Annotated in this window: 20 protein-coding genes; 13 read left to right on the forward strand and 7 right to left on the reverse strand. The window is 67.1% G+C overall.

Features of this window, described 5'->3' with window-relative positions; all coding sequences use genetic code 11:
• Positions 1-31: 31 nt before the first annotated feature.
• Entirely contained in the window at positions 32-568 is a 537-nt protein-coding gene (locus tag F0U60_RS05515) for a hypothetical protein (RefSeq protein ID WP_395814936.1), read from the reverse strand.
• 325 nt (positions 569-893) lie between these two features.
• Entirely contained in the window at positions 894-1,352 is a 459-nt protein-coding gene (locus F0U60_RS05520) for a DUF5063 domain-containing protein (protein ID WP_395814939.1), read from the reverse strand.
• A 161-nt stretch (positions 1,353-1,513) separates the two neighbouring features.
• Between F0U60_RS05520 and F0U60_RS05525 the strand changes: the two genes are divergently transcribed.
• Positions 1,514-1,678: a DUF6310 domain-containing protein gene (locus F0U60_RS05525; protein WP_395825997.1), complete on the forward strand. Its 165-nt coding sequence runs from the start codon at positions 1,514-1,516 to the stop codon at positions 1,676-1,678.
• 1 nt (position 1,679) lies between these two features.
• Positions 1,680-2,438 (forward strand): DUF5953 family protein, encoded by a 759-nt coding sequence (locus tag F0U60_RS05530; RefSeq protein WP_395814942.1) that lies wholly within the window; start codon positions 1,680-1,682, stop codon positions 2,436-2,438.
• A gap of 208 nt (positions 2,439-2,646) precedes the next feature.
• On the opposite strand, the gene F0U60_RS05535 is transcribed toward F0U60_RS05530, so the two are convergent.
• A complete protein-coding gene (locus tag F0U60_RS05535) occupies positions 2,647-2,904 on the reverse strand; it encodes a mersacidin/lichenicidin family type 2 lantibiotic (RefSeq protein WP_395814945.1) in 258 nt (85 codons plus the stop codon).
• A gap of 168 nt (positions 2,905-3,072) precedes the next feature.
• On the opposite strand from F0U60_RS05535, the gene F0U60_RS05540 reads away from it, so the two are divergent.
• Positions 3,073-3,984, forward strand: coding sequence for an ABC transporter ATP-binding protein (locus tag F0U60_RS05540; protein WP_395814948.1), 912 nt, complete (start codon positions 3,073-3,075; stop codon positions 3,982-3,984).
• Between the two features lie 13 nt (positions 3,985-3,997).
• A complete protein-coding gene (locus tag F0U60_RS05545) occupies positions 3,998-7,570 on the forward strand; it encodes an ABC transporter permease/M1 family aminopeptidase (RefSeq protein WP_395814951.1) in 3,573 nt (1,190 codons plus the stop codon).
• 56 nt (positions 7,571-7,626) lie between these two features.
• On the opposite strand, the gene F0U60_RS05550 is transcribed toward F0U60_RS05545, so the two are convergent.
• A complete protein-coding gene (locus F0U60_RS05550; protein WP_395814954.1) occupies positions 7,627-8,493 on the reverse strand; it encodes a DUF6463 family protein in 867 nt (288 codons plus the stop codon).
• 70 nt (positions 8,494-8,563) lie between these two features.
• Here F0U60_RS05550 and F0U60_RS05555 point away from each other — a divergent pair, with 70 nt between their 5' ends.
• Positions 8,564-9,193: a TetR/AcrR family transcriptional regulator gene (locus tag F0U60_RS05555; RefSeq protein ID WP_395814957.1), complete on the forward strand. Its 630-nt coding sequence runs from the start codon at positions 8,564-8,566 to the stop codon at positions 9,191-9,193.
• A gap of 12 nt (positions 9,194-9,205) precedes the next feature.
• Here F0U60_RS05555 and F0U60_RS05560 read toward each other — a convergent pair whose 3' ends face one another.
• On the reverse strand, positions 9,206-10,348 hold the full coding sequence (locus F0U60_RS05560) for a hypothetical protein (RefSeq protein ID WP_395814960.1): 1,143 nt from the start codon (positions 10,346-10,348) through the stop codon (positions 9,206-9,208).
• 524 nt (positions 10,349-10,872) lie between these two features.
• Here F0U60_RS05560 and F0U60_RS05565 point away from each other — a divergent pair.
• From F0U60_RS05565 to F0U60_RS05585, 5 genes are all read left to right on the forward strand, one after another.
• On the forward strand, positions 10,873-11,385 hold the full coding sequence (locus F0U60_RS05565) for a hypothetical protein (RefSeq protein WP_395814963.1): 513 nt from the start codon (positions 10,873-10,875) through the stop codon (positions 11,383-11,385).
• A 231-nt stretch (positions 11,386-11,616) separates the two neighbouring features.
• The gene (locus F0U60_RS05570; protein WP_395814965.1) at positions 11,617-13,023 is read left to right on the forward strand and encodes an ELWxxDGT repeat protein; all 1,407 of its coding nucleotides are present in this window, start codon (positions 11,617-11,619) and stop codon (positions 13,021-13,023) included.
• A 14-nt stretch (positions 13,024-13,037) separates the two neighbouring features.
• The gene (locus F0U60_RS05575; RefSeq protein WP_395814968.1) at positions 13,038-13,793 is read left to right on the forward strand and encodes an SDR family NAD(P)-dependent oxidoreductase; all 756 of its coding nucleotides are present in this window, start codon (positions 13,038-13,040) and stop codon (positions 13,791-13,793) included.
• A gap of 184 nt (positions 13,794-13,977) precedes the next feature.
• Entirely contained in the window at positions 13,978-14,184 is a 207-nt protein-coding gene (locus F0U60_RS05580) for a hypothetical protein (protein WP_395814971.1), read from the forward strand.
• Positions 14,185-14,300: 116 nt separating this feature from the next.
• On the forward strand, positions 14,301-15,368 hold the full coding sequence (locus F0U60_RS05585) for a type III polyketide synthase (protein ID WP_395814974.1): 1,068 nt from the start codon (positions 14,301-14,303) through the stop codon (positions 15,366-15,368).
• Between the two features lie 12 nt (positions 15,369-15,380).
• On the opposite strand, the gene F0U60_RS05590 is transcribed toward F0U60_RS05585, so the two are convergent.
• Entirely contained in the window at positions 15,381-16,181 is an 801-nt protein-coding gene (locus tag F0U60_RS05590; RefSeq protein WP_395814977.1) for a M50 family metallopeptidase, read from the reverse strand.
• Positions 16,182-16,306: 125 nt separating this feature from the next.
• Here F0U60_RS05590 and F0U60_RS05595 point away from each other — a divergent pair, with 125 nt between their 5' ends.
• Both F0U60_RS05595 and F0U60_RS05600 read left to right on the forward strand, forming a co-directional pair.
• On the forward strand, positions 16,307-18,517 hold the full coding sequence (locus F0U60_RS05595) for a methyltransferase domain-containing protein (protein WP_395814980.1): 2,211 nt from the start codon (positions 16,307-16,309) through the stop codon (positions 18,515-18,517).
• 121 nt (positions 18,518-18,638) lie between these two features.
• Positions 18,639-19,175, forward strand: coding sequence for a hypothetical protein (locus tag F0U60_RS05600; RefSeq protein ID WP_395814983.1), 537 nt, complete (start codon positions 18,639-18,641; stop codon positions 19,173-19,175).
• 12 nt (positions 19,176-19,187) lie between these two features.
• Here the strand turns inward: F0U60_RS05600 and F0U60_RS05605 are convergent, their stop codons facing one another.
• A complete protein-coding gene (locus tag F0U60_RS05605) occupies positions 19,188-21,530 on the reverse strand; it encodes an ATP-binding protein (RefSeq protein WP_395814986.1) in 2,343 nt (780 codons plus the stop codon).
• A 345-nt stretch (positions 21,531-21,875) separates the two neighbouring features.
• Between F0U60_RS05605 and F0U60_RS05610 the strand changes: the two genes are divergently transcribed.
• Entirely contained in the window at positions 21,876-23,729 is a 1,854-nt protein-coding gene (locus F0U60_RS05610; protein WP_395814989.1) for an OmpA family protein, read from the forward strand.
• Positions 23,730-23,742 lie beyond the last annotated feature (13 nt).

Below are 23,742 nucleotides of genomic sequence, written 5' to 3' on the forward strand. Positions count from 1 at the left end.
GAATTCGTGTTCCTGGGGTGTTCCTGCGTGGCTAGAACGGCATCCACATGCCGTTGCAGGTGGAGTCGGGGTAACCCTCGGGCTGGGCTCTGGCCAGGGAGACCTTCCCATCGAGGTCGCCGTCGTAACGGCAATAATGGACCTCGAAGGCGGTGTTGAAGATCGCATCCTCGAAGGAGTGGATGCAAAGCTGATCAATGTATTCGTTGATCTTGATTTCCGCCCAGTCCGCCCCAAGGGAGCCGGAGTCGCTGTTGTAGACCCGGATGAACGTGTTGGCCGGAATCCTGTACAGCATCATGGACCTGGCCTCGTCATTGACCCAGCCCGATCCGCTGCTGTTGGGCATGGTCATCCAATTGCCGTTGTAGATATACCAGCCGACTTGATCCTGACTACAGCCATTGCCCTCCCGGAACTGGATAACGGGAGAAGCGAGTTCGCTGACATTGGTTTTCAGCTCGGAGGCCGGGAGTTCCTTGCTCGTCTCGTCCGCAGCGGGTTCGGACTCAGGACCGCAGGCGGTGGCGAGCAACATCAAGCTGAGCAAACCCATTCGACGGGTCATGTGACGAATCTCCTGATGAGGATGGAACGTGGGGACGCCCTGTCCGTCTTCGACATGGGCACACCGGCGTTGTCCGGTTGGCGAGAATCACGGTAGGGCAGTTGTGTAGGCGCTCACAGGACGATGCTGCAAGGTGGCCTTGTGGTGCAGTGAATCGGCCTGGAACACCCGCGAACTGCCATTCCTGTGAAAGAACCCTGATGCAACTTCAATCAGCATGCAGAGGTCGAGCCCTCGTATGATTCGAGGTTGGGAGCGTCGAGTGGCAAAGGTGGTGAGTGAATCGTCACCACACTCATGGACTCGCTCACACAGGCGAGCAGACTCAGAAGGTCAGTGCGTGCAGATATTGCTGGAGTGAGCGCAGATGTGCACCCCAGTGCCCTTCGAAGAGAATGCGGAAGTGGAACAGCGCATCCTCTTCGCTCGTCATCTGACAGCGGGCGAGCACCTCGTGCAGATCCATGGCGATGTCCGTGAGATCGTCGATGGAGTCTCCGACGCCGACTTCGGACTCGCCGACCTCATTCGTGACATCGAGCACGGTGCTGTAGAAGCCGTAGTTGGGAAACAGCGAGGAGATCCGCTCGCGGAGGAGCCGGTAGTCGGCGCGAGGTGGCTCGTGATGCTTGCGAGCATCGAAAGGGGCCTCGGCGAAGTGATAGGCGAGGGCGAGACGATCGAGCAGCAGACGGAGTCTGCTCTCCCGTGCCTCGACAGGCCCCTCTCCCTCAAGCAGAGCTAGGAACTGCTTCACGACGTCCAGGATCTCACTTCGTGTCATGGGGTCTGAGCTTACCCGGCTTTCGTTACGCTGCTCGAATGCGAGCCTCTTGACGGAAGTCAGTTGAGTATTCCTATGTCTTATACCCACAATGCCGAAATCAGCCGACGATGTCGTCGTGTGTGATGAAGTCCATCGCCTCGGCAAAGGCGATTGAAAGGATGTGGCCATGCGTTGGCGGATGTGTAGCACCCTCCTGCTCCTTCTCCAGGCTCGCCAGAGAATGTGGGTATGACTTCATTGTTGGTGTGCATGACGAAACTCACAAGGCCGCGCTGAAATTCGCGGATCCCTCCCTTAAGGTTGTTGTCATGGATTGGTGTTGAAATGGCATCCAACCAGAATGAACTTGGCATTATCGTCTATGCGCCTGCTTTCTTGCGTGATGAAGGCCGGGTGCTCACCATCGTCCATGGAATGGAGCGCGCGCTACCCGGCTTGTACTTGGGGTGGACGACTTCTGAAAAAGAAGACCTGATCGCATTGCCTCACCGCGATGAGTGGGTCGCGGCCAACGGGGCGACCGGAGGTCTTCCATTCCTTTGCAACAATGACGACAACCAGCCTGTTACGGTTGCCGGATGGGAAAATCCGAACGGTCTTGCGGCGGGCAGCCCGCCACATTTTGAAGTCCATGCGGACCTACCACTCGACGCAACCGGCATCGCTGCGGCAGCGGACGTGCTGGAAGCCGTAGCGGAAGGCGCACGCGCGTTCTGGGGGCATGCGACGCCGTTCAATGCGGGTGTTGAGATCGCGGAACAGACGAGTCCCACGTTGCAAAGGCCTCCGAACCCTCCCCGGGGACTGCCAGCGCTCAAGCTCCCAGACACGATCCGCTCTCCTGAGATTCCGCATCGACTCGGGTGGCTGAACTATTGGTCGGCTGCTGCCGCACGAGCTATCGGGTTTCCGGACCCTGCCCGCGACGCGGACCTGCTCTCGCGAGCGCGGCGTACCGCGACGGGCGGGTGGGTTGTGCAACTCACGGATGCGCCGCTCGACCTGGACAACCCCGCCCACCTGGATGCGCTCAAGCGGGCCTACGAGCGCTTTCCGGAGATCGGCGGGCGCGCAGCCCCATAAAGCCTGCACCGTGCGCGAAGCAACGCGGGCAGCGGTTCGCAGCGTCAACGAAGCCAGAGAGCCAGGGATACCAGTTCACCCCCCGGCAAGGCCCGGTGCTCACCGGAGTTCCAGACGACTCACTGCGCGATGCCATCGGGCGCGTCGTGCGCCATTGGCCTCCCCTGGAGGGTTGAGGGACTACCGCCACACCGCGCGGTGACCGTCGTCAGCAGGCGGCGAACGTACAGCCCAGGGCGCTGGGACAGGCGTCAATCGCACTGCACGGGATGTCGGTGAACTCACGGGGGTTACAGCCTCCGCGGGGACGGCTCGCGCCCCCCATCGCGTCCGACAACTCGCCCTCGTCGAGTTCGGTCACCGGCTTGCCGGAGGGGAGCTCGGGAAGTGCCGCCCGCTCCTCCGAGGTAAGGCTCGCGCGGAACGCCGGATCCTTCCACGCACGGATGATGGTCTCTACTCGCATGCCGTTCCTCCAGGCTGACACTCTCCAAAAGGAGAGGACACGTTCAGGAGGATGGAGGTGCCACATTTTGCTTGTGACGCTGTGACTGGCTCGCGAGTTGGCGTCCCACGCTTGTGGTGACGTTCGAGGAGCTCCGCGTCATGATGCCCTTCCTACTCCGGAGGGCTCATGGAGCTCCGCATCCAGAACCTGTCCAAGCGCTACCCCAACGGGACGCAGGCGCTCCAGGACGTCACGCTCACCATTCCGCCCGGCATGTTCGGACTGCTCGGCCCCAATGGCGCCGGCAAGTCCACGCTGATGCGGACGCTGGCCACCCTGCAGGAGGCCGACAGCGGCAGCGCCTTCCTGGGTGACGTCGACATGCTGAAGGACAAGGACGCCGTGCGCCGCGTGCTCGGCTACCTGCCCCAGGACTTCGGCCTCTACCCGAAGGTGACCGCCGAGGATCTCCTCACCCACCTGGCCACCCTCAAGGGCATCTCCAGTGCGCGCGAGCGCAAGCAGGTGGTGGACGCGCTGCTGCACCAGACCAACCTCCACCACGCACGCCGCAAGCAGCTCGGCGGCTTCTCCGGAGGCATGCGCCAGCGTTTCGGTATCGCCCAGGCGCTGCTCGGCAACCCCAAGCTGCTCATCGTGGACGAGCCCACCGCGGGCCTCGACCCCGAGGAGCGCGTGCGCTTCCACAACCTACTGAGTGAAATCGGCCAGGACGTCATCGTCATCCTCTCCACGCACATCGTCTCGGACGTGCGCGACCTGTGCCCGCAGATGGCCGTGCTCAACGGGGGCAAGGTGCTGCTCACCGGTGCGCCCGAGGACATCATCGCCCGCCTGGAGGGCCGCATCTGGAAGAAGTTCGTGGACAAGGCGGAGCTGCCGAAGTTGCAGGCCGAGCTACCCATCATCTCCCACCGGCTGCTGATGGGCCGCACCCTCGTGCACGTCTACAACCCGGGCGCTCCGGATGCCTCCTTCGCTCCGGCCGTCCCGGACCTCGAGGACGCCTACTTCGCCGCCATCAAGGGGCACCTCGCGGGGGATTCCGCGCCCACTCTCCAGGCCACCGTGGGCTGAGGAGCCATCCCCCATGCTCTCCATTGCCCTCTTCGAGCTGCGTCAGCGGCTCAAGATGCTGTCCACCTGGGTGTACTTCGGCGTCTTCTTCTTGCTCGCCTGCCTCGCGATGTGCGCGGCGGGAGGCGCCTTCGAGTCCGTCAATTTCAGCGCGGGGGGCGGCGGCAAGGTGCTCGCCAACGCGCCTTTCACGCTGGCCTCGCTTCTCTCCCTGCTGGGCTTCGCCGGGGTCATCATCACTGGCGGAGTGATGGGCCAGTCGGTCTACCAGGACTTCGCCCACGGCACGCACGCGCTCTTCTTCACGGCGCCCATCTCGCGCACCCGGTTCCTGCTCGGCCGCTTCCTCGGGGCCTTCCTCACGCTCGTCGTCATCTTCTCGAGCATCGGCCTGGGGGCCCGCTTCGGCGCCTCGTTGCCCTTCCTGGACCAGACCCTCTTGGGCCCCACCGTGCCCGGCTCGTACCTGCGGCCCTACCTGGTCAGCATCCTGCCCAACCTCTTCTTCACCGGCGCGCTCTTCTTCGGGATGGCCGCGCTCTCCCGCCGCATGCTCCCCGTCTACGTCACCAGCGTGGTGCTGCTCGTGGGCTACCTCGCGGCAGGCCGCCTGCTGCGGGAGCTCGACACGAAGTGGATCGCCGCGCTGGCGGACCCGTTCGGCATGAACGCGCTGCGCATGGTGATGGAGTACTGGACGGTGGCGGAGAAGAACTCCCGCCTGGTGCCGCTCGAGGGCTGGTTCCTCGTCAACCGTCTCCTCTGGGTGGGGCTGGGTGCCGCCATGCTTGGCTATACCCTCGTCCGCTTCCAACGCTCCCACGCTTTGACGGGGGGCCGAGCGGAGGCCGTTGCCGAGTCCGTGCCCGCCCAGGCGCCGCTCGCGCCTCCCCCCGTGTCGCGCGATTTCCGGGGCGCCACCTTCCTGCGGCTGCTCCCGCGGCTGGCGTGGCTGGATCTCAAGGAGACGGTGAAGAACGTCTACTTCCTGGTGATGGTGCTGGCCGGCGTCCTCATGGTCTTCGCGGCCTCAAGCACCCTGGGCACGATGTTCGGCACCCCCATCCACCCGGTGACGTACCTGGTGGTGGAGATGGTGGGCGGCGGCTTCAGCCTCTTCCACGTCATCATCATCACCTTCTATTCGGGTGAGCTCATCTGGCGCGAGCGCGATGCGCGCATGCACCAGCTCTACGACGCGCTCCCCGTGCCCGGGTGGCTGCCCTTTCTCTCCAAGCTGCTGGCGCTGATGGGCGTGCAGGTCCTGCTCAGCGCGATGCTGCTCGTCTGCGGCGTGCTGGTGCAGCTCTTCCGCGGTTTCACGGACATCGAGCTTGGCCTCTATCTCACGGACCTCTTCGGCCACCGGCTGGTGGATATGTGGCAGCTGTGTGTGCTCGCGGTGCTCGTCCATGTGCTGGTGAATCACAAGTACGTGGGCCACTTCGTGATGGTGCTCTACCTGCTGGCTGCCACGTTCGCCGAGCAGCTCGGCTTCGAGCACAACCTCTACAACTACGCGGGCGCGCCCGTGCACATGTACTCGGACATGAATGGCTTCGGGCCGTTCGTCGCGCAGATGGCGTGGTTCCGCGCGTACTGGGCGCTCGTGGCGGTGGCGCTCGCCTTCGCCATCCACTTGTTCTGGGTGCGCGGCACGGAGGGCGATGCACGGTGGCGGCTGAGGCTGGCCGGCGCGCGGGCCTCGCGCCCGGTGCGGGTGGGCCTGACCCTGTCGGTGATGGCGGCCGTGGGGGCGGGGGCCTTCATCTTCTACAACACCAACCACCTCAACCCCTTCAAGACGGAGCACGAGGAGCAGACGGAGTCCGCCGACTACGAGAAGAAGTACAAGCCGCTCGCGAAGGTGGCGCAGCCGCGCATCGTCTCGGTGAAGGTGCAGGTGGATCTCTTCCCCGAGGAGCCGCGCATGCGGGCCCAGGGCACCTTCGGGCTCGTCAACAAGACGGCCGAGCCGGTGAAGACGGTGTACGTCAACCTGCCGGACGACGTGAAGGTGTACAGCATGGTGGTGGCGGGTGCCGAGGCGCCGTCCGAGAAGGACACGCGGCTGGGCTTCTTCACGTACACGCTGCCCACGCCGCTGGCACCTGGGGCCTCGGCTGAGCTCCAGTTCGAGCTGGGCCTGGAGCCACACGGCTTCCGCAACAAGGGCGCGGAGACGCGGATCGTGGAGAACGGCACCTTCCTCCACAACGACGTGCTGCCGAGGTTGGGCTACCTGGAGGATTTCGAGCTCCAGGAGGATGAGGCGCGCAAGAAGCAGGGGCTCGCACCCAAGGCGCGCATGGCCGACGTGAATGACCTGGAGGCCCGGCGTAATACGTACATCGCCTCGGACTCGGACTGGGTCTCCTTCGAGGCCACGGTGAGCACCTCGCCGGAGCAGATCGCCATGGCGCCCGGCTACCTCCAGCGTGAGTGGACGGAGAACGGCCGCCGCTACTTCCACTACAAGATGGACAGCCCCATCCTGAACTACTACTCGTTCCTCTCCGCGCGCTACGAGGTGAAGCGCGACAGGTGGAACGACGTGGCCATCGAGGTCCTCTACCACCCGAGCCACGCGTACAACGTCGAGCGGATGATCCAGGCGGTGAAGGACTCGCTCGACTACTACACGAAGAACTTCGGGCCCTATCAGCACCGGCAGGTGCGCATCCTCGAGTTCCCCCGTTACGCGACCTTCGCCCAGTCCTTCCCCAACACCATTCCGTACTCGGAGAGCATCGGCTTCATCGCGAAGGTGGATCCGGACGACCCGAAGGACGTGGACTACCCCTACTACGTGACGGCCCACGAGGTGGCGCACCAGTGGTGGGCGCACCAGGTCATCGGCGGCAACGTGCAGGGCGCCACGCTCCTGTCCGAGACGCTCTCGCAGTACTCGGCGCTGATGGTGATGAAGAAGAGGTATGGGGAGGCGAAGATGGGGCGCTTCCTGCGCTACGAGATGGATGGCTATCTGCGCGGGCGCGCCTTCGAGCGCAAGCAGGAGATGCCGCTCATGCGCGTGGAGGGGCAGACCTACGTCCACTACAACAAGGGCAGCGTGGTGATGTACGCGCTGCAGGACTTCCTGGGCGAGGACACCGTCAACCGCGCCCTGGCCTCGTACCTGAAGAAGGTGGCCTTCCAGCAGCCGCCCTTCACGAACTCACCGGAGCTGCTCGCCGAGCTGCGCGCGGTGACGCCCGAGCACCTGAGCTACCTCATCCCGGACTTCTTCGAGCGCATCACGCTCTACGAGAACCGGGCCCTGAAGGCCACGTACACCGAGGTGGCCGGCGGGAAGTTCGAGGTGAAGGTGACGGCGAAGGCGCACAAGGTGGAGGCCAACGGCACGGGCACGGAGTCGGACCTGAAGCTGGCGGACTGGGTGGACGTGGGCGTGCTCGACGCGGAGGGCAAGCCGCTCTACCTGGAGAAGCTCCAGGTGACGAAGGAGGACGTGGAGTTCACCGCGCTGGTGGACGCGCGCCCGGCGAAGGCGGGGATCGATCCCCTCAACAAGCTCATCGACCGCAAGCCGGACGACAACACGGTGACGGTAGAGAAACTCTGAGCCCTCTCTCCTCCCTCTCCCTCTGGGAGAGGGTCGGGGTGAGGGTCTGGGCCCGCTCAGGCCGTGCCGAGGGCGGGCCCTCCCCGCGCCGCGCTCCGGGCCATGCCCCCCACGACGAGGTGATGGAAGGGCCGGATGACGTTGAAGTACACCGGTCCGGTCCAGTGCCGGTAGTGCACCAACGTCACGACGTGGAAGCGCTTCTGGGTTCCGCTGGTGGGCTCCATGACGACGGCGAGGGTGGCCTCCAGGTGCGAGTCCGTCGCCGCCACCACCCAGACGTGCTCCTCCTCCGCGTGGCGCACCGTGAAGAACGCGGCGGCGCTGCCCGGGGTCATGGGGATGTCTTCCGGGCGCAGGTGCCGGGCTTTGGGGACGCCGAGCTGCCTCAGCCCGAGCATCCGGACGAAGACGCCCCGCACTCCATACAGGGCTGTCACCCACGCGGGCTGGTACGACAGCAGCCCCGCCAGGAAGGCGCGCAGCGAGGCCTCTGACTCCACCATCTTCACGTCCACGTGGTCCGCCCCTTTCGCGAAGGGGCGCAGCACCTCGGGCAGCACCTGGGGTGTTCGGGCCTGGAAGAGGACGCGAAGGCCCAGCGGGAAGAACACCCAGGCTCCGGTCTCGAACATGGGGACCACGCAGAAGAGCGCCACGCCGAGCAACCCCCAGCCGAAGCTCGCCGGGAGCGGGCGGTTCAGCTCACGCTCCACCCAGCGGCAGAGCGCCCCCATGAGGAGCATGAGCCCGCCCGCGGCCAGGAACCAGAAGGCCGCTGCGCGGGCGCTGGTGTCCTCGCCCACGCTGTTGAGCACGCCCGCGTGCACCATCTCCAGCAGCGGCTCCCGGTAGACCACCAGCCCCACGGCCTGGTGCAGCGCTCCGGTGAGCATCAGCAACGCCCCGTTCGTCACTCGCATGTGCAGCCCTCGTTATCGGCATCGGATACGGTACCGTATTCCGATACGGTACCGTATAGTCCAGAGGACGATGAGACGCACTTCCGCACGTACACCCGAGTCCACGCCCCTCCGGACGTTGGAGGACATCCGCGCGCAGCGCCGGGGCCCGGGGCTCTCGGCCGAGGACTGGGCGGACGCCGCGCTCTGGAGCCTCGCGGACGGCATCGAGGCCCTCTCGGTGGAGAAGCTGGCCCGGCGGCTCGGGGTGACGAAGGGGGGCTTCTACTGGCACTTCAAGGACCGTGCGGAGTTGCTTCAGGCCGCGCTCGCGCGTTGGGAGCAGCTGGCGACCACCCAAGTCATCACCCAACTGGACGCACTGCCGGACCCGAGGGAGCGGCTGCTCCGGCTCCTGGCGCTGACGTTCGAGCCAGACCCACATGGGAAGATCGAGGTCGCCATCGTCGCGGGCGCCGCCGCGGATCCACGCATCCAGCCGGTCCTCGCGCGTGTGTCGCAGCGGCGCATGGGTTACCTGGTGACGCTGTACCGGGCGCTCGGCCTGCCAGCTCGCGAGGCACGCCACTGGGCGTTGCAGGCCTATTCCACGTACGTGGGTCTCCTGCACCTCGCCATCGCCAGCCCGGACACGCTGGGCACGAGCCGCGCTCGCGCCGACTACGTCAAGCACCTCATCCGGGCGCTGATTCCGGTGTGAGCGCCAGCGCCCCTACGCGGCCGTCGCCGTGCCCAGCTTCAGGTCCTTGTTCAGCCCCGCGTCCCGGCTCACGCGCCAGATCTTCTGGTCCAGGTAGTAGTGGTGGAGGGCGAAGCCCCAGATGAATCCCTCCATGAGGTGGCGCAGCGTCAGCCCCGCCGCCAGCGGCATGTGCCAGTCGAAGCCTCCACAACCCGGGTGCGCGCCGAAGCCGCAGCCCAGCCCGCGGTACAGCAGCGTGAAGACCACGCCGCAGAGCGCGTAGAGGATGAAGCGCTGGCTCACCTTGGGTGCAAGGCCAAACGGTGCCGGGTCCACCCCAGCCGCGTGGTAGCGGTTGCGGTGATAGAACCAGACCACGCCGTGGTACTGCACGTTGTGGAACGCCGTCACCGCCACCGCGAACATGATGAAGTCCATGCGCACGGCCACCGACGGCCAGAACACCACGGCCGTCAGCCCCAACGCCGCGCCCATCATCAGCAGCTTCGGCCCGTTCACCCGGAGCCCCTCGCGCGTGCGCTGCACCTGCCGCGCCGCGTAGAGCACCACCAGCGCTAGCACCAGCGCGAAGCACGCCCCTGCGAGCACCGGCTCCCAGGAGGGGGCTCCTGTCAGCCCCAGCCGCTTGCGCGCCACCGGGTGCGTCACCGCGAAGGCCACGAACGGCGCCAGCAGCCCCACGTACAGCGTCACGCTGTCGAGCCGCCGATCCAACGGCAGCGTCTCCCCGCCCTTGCGCTGGTACAGCACCATGATGCCGTAGTGCTGCCGCACCACGTGCCAGTACGCCCACAGCGAGGCGAACGTCAGGAAGAGCTCGAAGGGCACTTTGCTCCCCAGCGCTGCTGACACCCCGAAGAGCAGGGGGCCCGCCGCGAACCATCCCAGGCTGCCCAGGAGCAGCCGCCGCCGCGTCTGCCACTCGCGTGCGTCCAGGTACGTGCGGGACACCGTGGCGAACAGGTGCGGCCCGTCCAGTGCCAGCACCCACACCCACCAGAGAACGATGCTGCTGATGCCTGCCCAGGCGTGCAGTGCGACCAGCGCGAAGCTCGCGGCGGCCCCTCCCAAGGTGGAGAGCAGATCGTGCCGCCGGTTCACGAGCCAGCCCGTGCGGGCCGGCGTGGGGCCAGCGAGAGTGACAGCAGTCATGAATGGCTCCTACGAAGGTGGCCAGAATACAGCGAGACGCGGGCCACCAAGGTGCACCTCCGCACCTCAAATCCAGACATCGCGTCTGGCCGCTCGCTGCCTCGCGTTCCACGAGGGGCCCTCGAGGGTATCTCCTGAGGGTCTCCGGGTGTAGTGCTGTTGAAGATTTCCTTGGGGCGGCCGTGGGGGCGTGATGTTTGCCCATTCTCTGCCAGCCCTCCTGGGGCTGGCTGGCGCACACCCGAGCACGTGACGAGACAGGTAGACCCAGGGACTTGACGTCATGGGTTCTCCCAGCGGATACTCGCGCGCAGACGCCTGGGTGAGGAGCGGTCGCGGCCCCTGCTGGCTGGGCTGTGCGATCGCAATGCGTGTCAGAGGGGCTGGTTAGCCTCGCGGAGTAGGGGGCTGCGTGCCGCGCTCTGGATTCAGGTGGCGAAGGCCGTGGAGGACGCCATGGTGGATGACGAACGCGAGGCGGAGGACTTCCGATGATTCCGGTCCTGATCGTACGAGGGCAGGCAATGGCCCTGGTCTTTCGCAAGTTGCTCGAGCCGGAGTTTGGACGGGAGTTGCGCGTCTTCGACGCGGAGGACGTGGGGGGCGGCGTTTCTCTGGCGAGGTCCCTCCTCCTCAACCGCAAGTCCGTCGTGGCCGTGGTCACCGATGCGAAGCCCGAGGAGCTCCGGCAGACGCACCGCTCCATCGTGTACCTGCTCATCAGTGTGGCCTGCGCTGATCTGTGGAAGGTCTCCTTGCTGGTGCCTGAGACGGAGGTGCTGCTCTTCCAGGAGCGGGGAGTCCTCCGCCAGGTGCTCGGGCGAGAGCCCACCGAGGAGGCGTTGAGACGCGGCCAGACCGAGCCCCGGCGCGTCCTCGAGGAGCAGCTCGGGTTGGAGGGGCGAGCGTTGGACGAGGAGCTGTGCCGGCGTTTGGGGGCGGTGGACGTGCGCCCCCTGGCAGGGCAGCCCGCCGTGCAGCAGGTGCGTCAATTCTTCCAAGCACACCGGGAGGGGCGGGCCTCGCTGCCCTTCTGAATCCCAGGCATGGGTGTCATGGGGTGGCCTGTCTGGATGATAGACGGACGTTCTTTCCAGCACCCGTGAAGATGAACAGCTCACATCTCCCGCTCATTCGCTCAGACCTCCGAACCCAGGAGGTATGACATGAGATGGAGTGGGAGTAGGCTGGCAGTTGCCTGTTCATTGGCAGTGGCATGCGGTGCAGCGCTCGCGGGAGCAGGGTGCGCCCACGCCGAGCAACCCGGGATGAGGCACGACTCCAAGAAAGGGCACGCGCAGCTCCTCAAGAGCTTCCCGGCCATGACCAACCCCGACGTCCGTAGCATCACGGAGTTGGTGGACTTCCGTGGGACGACCTACTTCGGCCGAAACCCGGATGCCGGAGGTGGGCCGTCGCTCTGGAAGAGCAACGGCAGTGTCAAGGGCACGGTGATCGTCAAACAGTTCCCCGAGGTCGCCGGTGCCAGCATCCGTGAGTTGACCGTCATGGGGGATCGGCTCTTCTTCGTGGCGGATGACGGAGTGCACGGCGCCGAGCCTTGGATCAGCGATGGCACCCCCCAGGGCACGCGCCTGCTCGCGGATATCACCCCGGGAGCCGCCTCCTCGTCCTTGGAAGAGCTCGCTGCCGTGAGGAACACCCTGTTCTTCGTGCGCACGGTTCCAGGAACCGAGGTCCACGAGGAGCTATGGAAGAGCGATGGCACCGAGGCCGGGACTGTGCGCGTCAAGGACCTGGGCACGGCACCCAGTGGAGGCATTGCCATCGGGTTGACCGGCTCCGGCAGCCGCCTCTTCTTCAGCGGGTTGGATCCCGAGCACGGCCGCGAGCCCTGGATGAGTGATGGCACTGAGGCGGGTACTGGGATGGTGAAGGACATCAACCCGGGGCCCACCAGTTCCTTCCCCAACTTCCCCGTCTTCGTGGAGGAGGGGGTGAACTACTTCGCCGCCACCACCCCTGAGAACGGACGCGAGCTGTGGAGGTCCGATGGCACGGAGAGTGGCACGGTGATGGTGGAGGACATTGTTCCGGGTCCCAATGGCTCCCGGCCGCGACCCTTTACGTTCTACAAGGGGCGGCTCTACTTCACCTCGAGCGAGTCGCCCGACGGGGCGCTGCGGCTGCGCACGCTTGTGCCAGGCACGACCCGCTCGGAGCACATCACCGACATCCCCAACCCCTTCGGTCCCGGAGCGCCCCCGCCGAGGGAGCCCCTCGTCATTTTCGCGGCGGGGACTGACGACCAGCTCTTCATGACGGTCAACTTCCCTGACCTCACCGCTCCCACCCCCCGAGACATGCAGCTCTGGCGCACCGACGGCACTCGGGACGGGACCCGGCTGCTCCACAGGCCGTTGTTCCTCTCGGACCGCTACCCGCCGCCCAACCTCATCACCGTGGGTGACCGCGTCATCTTCACCGGCTCCAGCCCAGAGACAGGGAATGAGCTGTGGACGAGCGATGGCACCGTGCGTGGCACGCGTGTGCTGAAGGACTTCGTGCCCGGGCCCACCGGCTCGGCGCCCTTGTTCCTGACGCGCTCGGGTGGGGACCTGTTCTTCGTGAACCAGGGGGCAGACCGCGGCGAGCAGCTCTGGAAGCTCCCGCTCCACAAGCACCGGCACCACGACACCCGGGCCGCTCGCTAAAGGGGGATATGGCCATGAGGGAGCAGGAGTATCGAACCGCGCTCATCACGGGCGCTCCGAGCCAGCTGGCACGCGAGCTGGCGCTATGGCTCGGTCAGAGGGGCATGCGGGTCTACGTCACGGCGCGAGACCCGGAGGAGTTGGAGCCCTACCTCGCGCGGGCCCGGGGCTCCGGTGCCCAGCTCGTCCCGGTGGAGCTGGACACCTCCCAGGTGGAGACAGCACGGGAGCGCATCCTCGCGCTCGACGAGGAGTGCGGCGGGTTGGACCTGGTGGTGGCCGCGGGCACGTACGAGGAGACGAACGCCCGTGACTTCCCCTGGGAGCGTGCGCGCTACCTCATCGAGACCAACGTCACAGGTGCAGTGGCGCTCTTGTCCGCGGTGCTGCCTCGCATGTTGGAGCGGGACCGTGGGCACCTGGTGGGCATCTCCAGCCTCGCCGCCTACCGGGGCCTGGCGGGACGCTCGGCCTACTCGGGCTCCAAGGCCTTCATCTCCAACTTCATGGAGAGCCTGCGCGTGGACTTGAGGGGCACCGGCCTGCGCGTCACCTGCATCTACCCCGGCCACCTGCGCAACCACCATGCCGTGTGGGGCCATCCCGAGCCCTTCACCTTGGATGAGCAGGACGCTGCGGCGCGCATGGGGCGGGCCATCCTCCAGGGGAAGGCCCGGTGCGCCATGCCCTGGCAGGCGGCCACCTTCATGCGGATGATGCAGGTGATTCCTGGCGCCCTCTTCGACACAATCGCTCGTCGTATGCGTTGAGGCGGGATTGAGTGGCTGGGACCTCCCAGCCCTCTCCAGCCCCAGCAACCCCTCTCAGCACTTCATGTAACGGAGACGGAGCCGCCTTCCCTTGCGAAGGCGGCTCCGTCACACGTCCGCTCGGCTCCTTCTGTCTGGGCATCCACACCGATTGCCCATTCCACCTTTCCAGAAGGAAGCCTCCATGAACTCAGACACTCGGGGTCCCCCTAGCACCGCGCACTCGTTCTTCCAGGAGCTGCGCTCGTACGGGTACACCTCGAAGCAGATCATCCGGATCATCAACGAGCTGCTCGAGCTCACCACCACCCGCGTTCGTGAGGAGCAGCGCACCCACGCCCCCGCTGACGTCCAGGTGGAGGTGGGGCTCCCTGCGCGGGATATCCGCTGAAAACCGCGCGTCACAACAAATTCCGCGGCCTTCCATCCCAGTGTCCCGGACAAAACAAGACGCGGGACAGGGCTTCGGCTCCGAAGCATCCCCCCTCACACCGAAATGGTTGATTCATGAAGAACAACACTTCCGTACGCGAAGTCTATCCCACGTTCCTCAGCCTGAGCTCGGCGTTCCCGAAGAATGCCTATCTGCAGAAGGACCTCTACGAGACGTTCGGCAAGGAGATCTACGGCAATGTCGCCGCGCTCGAGCGCATCATCCGGCGCGTCCGCGTGCGGCGCCGCTACCTGGCACTGGATCCGCGCGAGGTGCTGCAGCGCAAGGTCGGGCTCGGTGAGCGCATGGCCATCTTCGAGCGGGAAGTGATGGAGGTAGGAGGACGCTCGCTGGAGGCGGTGCTGCGCCAGGTGGATCGCGAGTCCATTGGCAGCTTCGTCATGGCCAGCAGCACCGGCTACATCGCCCCCACGCCGGACCTGCTCCTGGCGAGGGACCACCACCTCCCCTCCAAGCTACGCCGCACCTTCGTGGGCAACATGGCCTGCAACGGGGGGATGAACGCGCTCAACGTCGCTCTGGACAGCCTGGTGGCACGCCCGAACGAGCGGGTGCTCCTCAACTGCACTGAGTTCAGCTCGCTCCACGTCCGCCCCGAGGAGTCCAGCCGCGAGCAGGTCGTCGTCCACGCCCTCTTCGCGGATGGGAGTGCCTCCGCCGTGATGGGCATGGAGCCGCCGGGGGTCGGGCCGCAGGTGCTGGACTTCCACTCCACGCACCTCTACGGCGCGGTCGACCTGATGACGTGGCGGCTGGTGGACGAGGGCTTCCGGATGACGCTCTCGCCCGAGGTGCCCGGCCTCATCGGGGAGCACATCGAGTCGCTCATCGAGACGCTCACCGCGAAGGCCGGCCTGAGCGCCAGTGACATCAAGCACTGGGCCATCCACCCGGGTGGGCCGAAGATCGTGGAGGTCATTGGCGAGAAGTTCGGGCTGAGCGACTCCCAGCTCCGCTCCACCTGGCACATCCTCGAGGAGTACGGCAACTGCTCCTCGGCCACCGTCTACCTCGTCCTGGAGGATATGATTGCCAAGGACAAGCCGCAGCCGGGTGAGTACGGCGTGATGCTCGCCTTCGGCCCCGGGTTGACGATGGAAGGGGCCCTGCTGCGCTTCTGATGCGCAGCGGGCCTACCGGAAGGACAGCCTGGCCATGGGGCTCCGGGACGCCACCATCCGCCGACGCCGGATGATGGACCGGAGCCCCAGCCACATGGCCGCGAGCGACACCGCCATCCACACCGCGGCCCACAGGGGCGCGGGCAGGTACGTGAGCTGTGCCATGGCGTGGGCGTCGGAGACACCTACCTCCAGGCCGTAGCCGAACAAGCCCTTGATGTCCTGAAGGGCCAGCAGGCACGACAGCGCGGCAATCCACACAATCAGCCCGCGCCTCAGCCACACCGGGCCCTTCCACGCCACCAGTCCCAGCAACGCTCCCATGCCGGCGATGAAGCCGAGCGTGAAGAGCCCATCCGAGCGCGAGGAGCCAGTGGCGAGCGCGTGGGAGGCGCCAGGGTCGGGCGGGAGCAGGGGCACCCAGAGGACGGCCACGCCGACCATCCACGCGACCAGGCCCCACAAGAGCAAGCGTCCGCTGCGCATGCGACCGGCGGCCACCAGCAGCAGGGCGCCGGCGACCGAGGAGCCCACGTAGCCGCCCGAGGCGATGAGCAGCTCCTTCCAGAGCGAACCCGTGAGCGAGTGGTAGGTTAGCCCACCCGTGGCCGGGCTGATGGTGACGCTGCCCACATGCGAGCCCACGGCCCAGGCGGTGAGGGCATGTCCGCTCTCGTGCATGAGGGTTACGAGCAGCCGGAAGGGGTACAGCCACACCGTCTGCCAGAGGAAGACGCTGGCCACGGCGGCGAGCACCAGGCACGCCAGCAGGGCGCGGGTGGACATCGGCGGCGGCTCGGGGACGGGACGCATGACGCTTGGACGCTAACACGGGGTTTTTCGTTCCGTGGGCTGCCTGGGGGGCAGAGGGCAGGGGAGGGGGCCCCGGCTCCCCCCCATGCCGGGGCGGTGGGGCTCGGCATAGAGTGGGTGGCTCCATGGCATTCAAGACGAGCACGGCCGAGACGTACGCTGCCCAGCACCGGGGCGACGCGGACCACTACGCCACCTACTTCGCGGGCATGGATGCGTCCATGCAGCAGAAGGTGGCCCTCACCACCGCGCACTTCCCCACGCGCGGCCGGGTGGCGGACATGGGCAGTGGCTCGGGCCGTGGCACCCATGACCTGGCCTGTCTCTACAGCGCGCTGGAGCTGGTGGGCGTGGACATCAACCCCGTGTCCGTGGACATGGCCGCCGCCTCCTACCAGCGCCCCAACCTGCGCTTCGTGGTGGGCGACATCGCCGACCCCGTCTTCCCTCCGGAGTCGCTGGATGGGGTGCTCGACTCGTCGGTGCTCCACCACGTCACCAGCTTCAATGGCTTCTCGCTCGCGCGGCTGGAGGAGTGTCTGGACAACCAGGTGCGCGCGCTGCGTACCGGGGGTGTCATCATCATCCGCGACTTCCTCGTCCCGGATGGGCCCGAGGAGGTGTTCCTCGACTTGCCCGAGACGGATGGAGCGGCGGACGGCCCCGTGTCCGGGCTCTCCACTGTCGCGCTCTTCGAGCGCTTCGCACGCGACTTCCGCTGCAGCGTGAACCGCGACGGCCCGGTGCCCCATACGCGGCTCGCCTCGCCCCACGCGGGCCATGTCCGCTACCGGCTCACCCTGCGCGCCGCCAACGAGTTCATCCTCCGCAAGGATTACCGCACGGACTGGGACGTGGAGCTGCTCGAGGAGTACACCTACTTCTCCCAGGCCCAGTTCGAGTCCGCCTTCCGGCGCCGCGGGCTGCGCATCCTCAGCTCGATGCCCATCCGCAACCCGTGGATCATCGCCAACCGCTATGAGGGCCGCTTCCATTTGAGCGACCTCGAGGGCCGGCCGCTGCCATTCCCGGCGACCAACTACCTCATCGTCGGGGAGAAGGTGCCTCCGGGCGCGGGCGTCGAGCTGCGTGAGGAGCGCCAGGAGTCGCTCACCACGCCCCACTTTCTGTCCCTCAGCGCCTGGCGCCATGAGTCTGGCCACGTCCTCGAATTGGTGGAGCGTCCGGGCCGCACGTTGGATCTGCTGCCCTGGTTTCGCCAGGACGGCCAGGTGTTCGTGCTGGCGAAGAAGGGGTTTCCGCGGCCCGTCATCAACGCGTGCGCGGACCACCCGAACCTTGGAGGCGCGGCGCTGTCCGGCTACATCACCGAGCCCCTCGCCGCCATCACCCATGCGGGAGAGGCACCGGATAAAGCCATCGCGCGCATCCTGCACGAGCGGGCCGGGCTTTCCGCCGAGAGCATCCGTTCCCTGAGCGAGCCCGCGCGCTACTTCACCTCACCCGGTGGGGTGAACGAGCGCGTGGCGGCGTACCTGGTCGAGGTGGCCCCCACCGCCGGGTTGCCCGCGCCCGATTACGGTCCGTTCACCAGCGCTGGCTCGGTGCGCGAGCTTGATGCGCGCCAGGTGCTCCGTGCCTGCCACGTGGGCGGCATGGTGGACGCGCGGTTGGAGATCAACATCCACCGTCTGCTGCGCCACCTGGGCACCTCGCCCGGGCCGTGGATCGGCGCGACCCTCCAGCTCACTGAGCAGGCCGGTGGGCCTCGCTGGGCCCAGGATGCGCTGACGCCTGAGCGCCGCGTGACGTTCTCTCCCCACGAGGACGGCGCCTGCGGCTACCTGGACTTGCGAACTGGCACCTTCTCCGAGCGGGATGCGGAGGGGCGCGTGCTGGCGAGCGTGCCGCGCGAGTACCTCGTGCCGCGCGAGGCCAGCCGCAACACCACGGTGGCGCTCCCGGTGGTGCGGACGCGAGAGGGCATCCTTGTGGGCATCGAGCACCGGGAGCTGCCGGTGGTGCAGCACTTCACGGGTAGCGCCAGCTTCGCAGTGACACCGGCCTGGCGGCTGCCCCGGACGGTTACCCACCTGGGCCAGGTGCCCGCCTTCATCGCCGAGCGCCTGCGCGAGGAGTTCTCCGTCACGGTGCGCCACGCCTGGGAGCTCGGAGGCTCGTACCACGCGACTCCGGGTGTCACGCCCGAGCTGGTGTGGCCGTTCGCCGTGGAGGTCGAGGCCGACGCGGCGTGTGGCTCGCGCCTGCGCTGGATACCGCTTGAGGTGCTCATCAGCCAACTGGAGGAGGTACAGGACGCGCACCTGCTGGTGGTGGCCTGGCGGCTGGCGCACGCGTTGGGCGTGCTGGGGTGAGGCTCCGCCGCCTGTGATGCCGCTACCAGGACTCGAGCGTTTGCTGGAAGTTTGTCGGAAGTACGAGCTCAGCGTCGACACCCTGCTGCCAGGGCGCTCCACTCCGGCCGCGGGAGCACTCGTGGCGGGTCATCCCTTCGACCCGGTTCTCGCCACCGTCTATAGGCGGATGGGTGGGCTGCGCATCGCTGGAAAGGAAGGCGAGTTCCTGTTGCATCGTCTTGATGACCAGGTGGATGGGCTCACACTCGCAACGGGTGCACGGCGGAGGGGGGCACAAGAGCCATTTCACTCCTCCGTTGCCTTCGGCTGCATTCCAGACCTCGCTTATTACTACGCGGTGGTGCCGAAGTTGGCCGACGAGCAGGGACTCCAGCCCGTCATCTACGTCAATGCTTACATGGAGAGGTATGTCCTGCCTGTCGCCTCGAGTGTGGATTTCTTCTTCGACACTCTCTCCCGCTACTTTGAAATCCTGGTAGAGGATGAGGGATATCGTCTCGACGGAATGCGAGGAGTCGAATTTCCCACGGGGGTTCCCGAGCTCATCGCCCGCGACCGTCGGCTCGTCGAGCTGATCGTTGCCGGGCGCTTCGATTTCATCATGAACCTGGGTGATGAATACCAGGAGTGGCTCGACCGGGTGAGGTCTGCCTGAGGTGGAAGTGCTTCACCCTCGACCGTCCGCCATCGGATGAGGGGCGTGGTCATCGTGCTCCGACCCCAGGCTCAGCGGTAGTCGCACCGTGGCCACCGCTCCGCCGCCCTCGCGCGGGCGCAGGGAGATGCGCCCTCCGTGGCGCCGGATGATTTCTCGCGACACGTACAGTCCTACGCCGATGCCCGAGATGCCCGTCTGCTCGCGCCGGTTCCCGCGCTCGAAACGTCCGAAGAGCTGCTCTTCGTCCTCCACGCGCAGGCCAATTCCCCGGTCCGCAACCACCAGCTCCGCCTGGCCGTCCGGCAGCACCCGCGTGTACACCTCGATGAGTCCCCCCGTCGGGCTGTACTTGATGGCGTTGGACACCAGGTTGTGCACCACCTGCTCCATGCGGAGCTCGTCGAACTCGCCCACCAGCGGGCGCGTGAAGAGATCCAACGTGTGTAGCGGTGAGGCATTCACCAGACTCTCCGCCACCCGCCGCACCACCTCGCTCAGGTCCGCTCGCGTGCGTTGCAGGGGAAGCTGCTCCACGCCGAGCTGCGAGGCATCCAGCAGTTGGTTCACCAGCCGCGTCACCCGGTCCACCTGCCGGCTTACGTTGTCCAGCCGCTCCACGTGCTCGCCCCCCACCTTGCGCCTCAATATCTGCACCTGGGCCTTGAGCGCCGTGAGCGGCGTCTTCAGCTCGTGCGAGGCGATGGACAGGAACGCGTCCTTCTCCCGGCTGGTGCGCTCGATAGCCTCGAGCTGCCGGGAGATCTGCCAGGCCATCCGGTCGAACGTCTCCGCCAGTTGGCTCAGCTCGCGAGGTGCGTCCTTGGCCGCCTCGGAGGCTCGCGCCGTGCGGTCTCCCGCCGTCAGCCGGGTTGCCGCGTGCGATACCCCCTGCACCGGGGCGACGATGATGCGCGAGAAGCCGAGTGCCAGCAGCACCGCCGCCACCGTGGCCAACCCCATCGTGCCCAGCAGGCCGAAGTAGGCCTGCTCCACGTCGTGCTGCAGCCGTGTGTCCGGTTGCTCCACCACCACGCGCCAACCCAGCGCGGGAACCTCCACCATGCCGAAGTGGCGCGTCGTGCCTATGCGGACCAGCGTCACCGCGTCCGGCTCGACCTCGTAGCTCCCCGTGCCGCCGCTGCTCACGCGCTCCAGCGCTCGCGCCAGCGACGAGCCGCGGATGCTCTGCACCTGCCCCGGGCCCTCCTCGGCCGAGTCGAAGATGATGCCCCCCCGCGCGTCGGCGACGAGGACTCGCCGCGGAGTGTCCCCCACCTGCGCCCGGGCGTGCCGGCGCAGCCTCGGGAGATCCATCGCGGCCAGCACGTAGCCCGCGTAGTGCTCCTCGCGACGGATGGGCGCCAGCGTCACCACCAGTGGCCCCTGCACACCGCCACGCCCGAGGAAGACGTCGCTCACGAGGGGCTCGCGTGAGTGCCGCACCTCACGCACGTAAGGCCGATCCGAGAAGTCCGTGCCCGCCAGCGGATGGCCCTCTGTGTCATGGCGTGGAGAGAAGGCGAGCGCCACTCCCTGCGGACTGCCGACGTAGGCGTTGATGACCTCTGGCGAGTACGTGACGAGCGCGTCCAGCTCGCCCTCGAGGAAGTGGGGGCCCGGCAGCCGTCCCTCCGGCGACAGGCTCGTCGAGAGCGTGCGGGCCAGCCGAGAGACACCATGGCGGGCGTGCGCGAGGCTGCTCTCAATTTCACTGACCACCACCCCGGCTGCGTGCAGATTCTCCTCGTCTACCTGCCGCACCTCGGAGGCGTAGCGCTCGCGGCCCTCGGCTCCGCCCACGACCAGCAGCGGGATGATGGCCCCTAGCGTGAGCGCCGAGCCGAATGCACGGCCGATGGACACGTCCGCGAGGGGCAGGGGCAGCAGCGCACGCAGGCGCGCGCGCACGTGGGGGATGAGCAGCACCACCTGGAGGCCGAGCACCGCCAACAGCCCATTCACCGCCTGCTTCAGCCCCGCGACCAGCGTGGCCTCGAGCGGGATGCCCTCCACCATCCGGTAGGTGAGGAGGAAGTACAGCGGGCTCAGCGCCCAATAGCAGGCGTCCGCCACCAGCGGCGTGAGGCGCCGACGCAGCGCACCCACGAAGATGCCCTCCAGCGTGATGTTGAGCCAACCCCAGGGGTGACCCCACAGCCAGAGGGTCCTTATTCCGGCCACGGCCCCCGCCAGCCCGCCCGCTAACGGGCCGAACAGCACTGCGGTGATGAGGACCAGCAGGGGTCCGAGCAGCAGGTGTACCCCGGGCAGGACCTCGAGGGCCGCCAGGTTGAGCACCAACCCGACCAGCCCGAGGCCCAGGCCACGCGCTATGCGCCCCAGGGTGCTCATCCGTGGCCAGGGTGCGCACCTGCTGCTTGCTCGGCAACGCTTCCTCGCTCCTTCAGTGCAATGCGAGGGCCTCGTGCCGGTTAACTGAGCGACAGGGCAGCCGAGCCTGTTGGAGGTCTCCAACTGGATTGGAAGCCCCCCTCGCGGCTCCTCGAAGAACGAGCGGGCGTTCGTTAGACCTTGGACGACTCCTGGACAGTCCACGGAATGTCGGGTCTGTTTGCGCGCGGCGTCGTCCCTGAGCCAGACGGGGGGAGTAGCTCCCCGCTTCTCTTCACCTGGGACGCAGCGCCGCGGGGCGGTCCGGCTGAAGCGGACCCGCAGGGGCCCCGACACGGAGAAATCATGAGTCACACCAGGCCGTCTTTCCGCCGGGGGGCGGGATACGTGCGTTTGTCCACCGTTGCCGCCTTCCTGCTCGCTTCGACCGCGCTCGCGCAGCCCTCAGGCCTGCCAGGGTTTGAGTTGGAGCGGCTGGAGCTGAATCCCAATGGTCGAGGCTCGCTGCTGATCGGCACCGGCGAGCTGCTCCCCAAGGGCGGCTTTCGCCTCTCGCTCGCGGGGCAGTACGAGAACGATCCCCTCGTGATGTACCGGGATGGCAATCGGCTGGGCTCGGTGGTGAGCGACCGGGTGACGGCGCACCTGCTGGCGGCCTGGGCACCGATGCACTGGCTGGAGCTGGGGGTGCAGTTGCCGGTGGTGGCCTGGCAGCGTGGGGACGACCTCAGCGCGCAAGGTGTCACGGCACCGGGCCGTACAGGTTTGTCCACCCCCTCGGCGCACGTGCGGCTGGGGCTGCTCGCGCAGCGGCGAGAGGCGCCGGTGGACCTGGCGCTGGAGCTGGGCGTGGGGCTTCCGGTGGGCAGTGTGGACACGCTCTCGCGCGACAGCATCGTGCGCCTCGCGCCCAAGGTGATGCTGGGCCGGAGCTTCGGCGCGCTGCGCGCCGGTGTGGAGGCGGGAGCGCTGGTTCGGCCCGCGGTTGTCCTCGGGGATGAGGGCGAGGTGCAGGACGAGCTGGGCAACGAGGTGCGCCTGGGCGCGGTGCTGGCCACCACGGGCGACGGGCTGCGTGGAGAGCTCAACGTGCGCGGCACCGTGCCGCTCACCCGTGAGTCGAGCTCCCTGGAGGTGCTGGCCGGTCTCCGGCTGCCCCTGGGCGAGTCCGTTGAGGCCTACGCGCTGGGTGGCCCCGGCTTCGGTGATGCTCCGGGCACGCCCACCTTCCGATTGCTGCTCGGCGTGGCTGTTGGCGGGGGCGAGCGGGCGGATGCCTCGCGGCGTGACGATGATGGCGATGGTGTGAGGAATGCCGACGACGCGTGCCCCACGGAGGCGGGTCTGGCCGAGCGCCAGGGCTGCCCGGTGCGCGACTCGGACAATGATGGAATTGAAGACGCCGCGGACAAGTGCCCCACCGAGGCGGGTCTGACTGAGCGTCAGGGCTGCCCGGTGCGCGACTCGGACAAGGATGGAATTGAAGACGCCGCGGACAAGTGCCCCACGGAGGCAGGTCTGACCGAGCGCCAGGGCTGCCCGGTGCGCGACTCGGACAAGGATGGAATTGAGGACGCCGCGGACAAGTGCCCCACGGAGGCAGGTCTGACCGAGCGCCAGGGCTGCCCGGTGCGCGACTCGGACAAGGATGGAATTGAGGACGCCGCGGACAGGTGCCCCACCGAGGCGGGTCTGGTGGAGCTGCGCGGCTGCCCTGCGAAGGACACGGACGCTGACAGTGTAGCGGACCACCTGGACAACTGCCCCGCCGACAAGGGCGTGGACACCAACGCGGGCTGCCCGGTGCAGCAGAAGCAGCTCGTGGCCATCCAGACGGGCAAGCTGGAGATCAAGGAGTCAGTGTTCTTCGCCACGGGCAAGGCCGTCATCCAGCCGCGCTCCTTCAAGATGCTGGACCAGGTGGCCAAGGTTCTCCAGCAGCACCCGGAGGTCGACCAGATGGTCATCGAGGGCCACACCGACAACCGCGGTAACGCGGAGGCCAACCGCAAGCTGTCGCTGGCGCGAGCCGAGGCGGTGAAGGGCTACCTCGTGCGCAAGGGCGTGGAGCCGTCTCGCCTGGAGGCGAAGGGGTTCGGTCCGGACCGGCCCATCGTGTCCAACAAGACGGAAAAGGGCCGCGCGGCCAACCGCCGCGTGGAGTTCATCATCGTCACCGCTGAGCGCGAGCTGAAGTAGTCGAAGGAATCGA

Source organism: Archangium minus (assembly GCF_044360475.1).
GTDB classification, from domain to species: Bacteria; Myxococcota; Myxococcia; order Myxococcales; family Myxococcaceae; genus Archangium; species Archangium minus.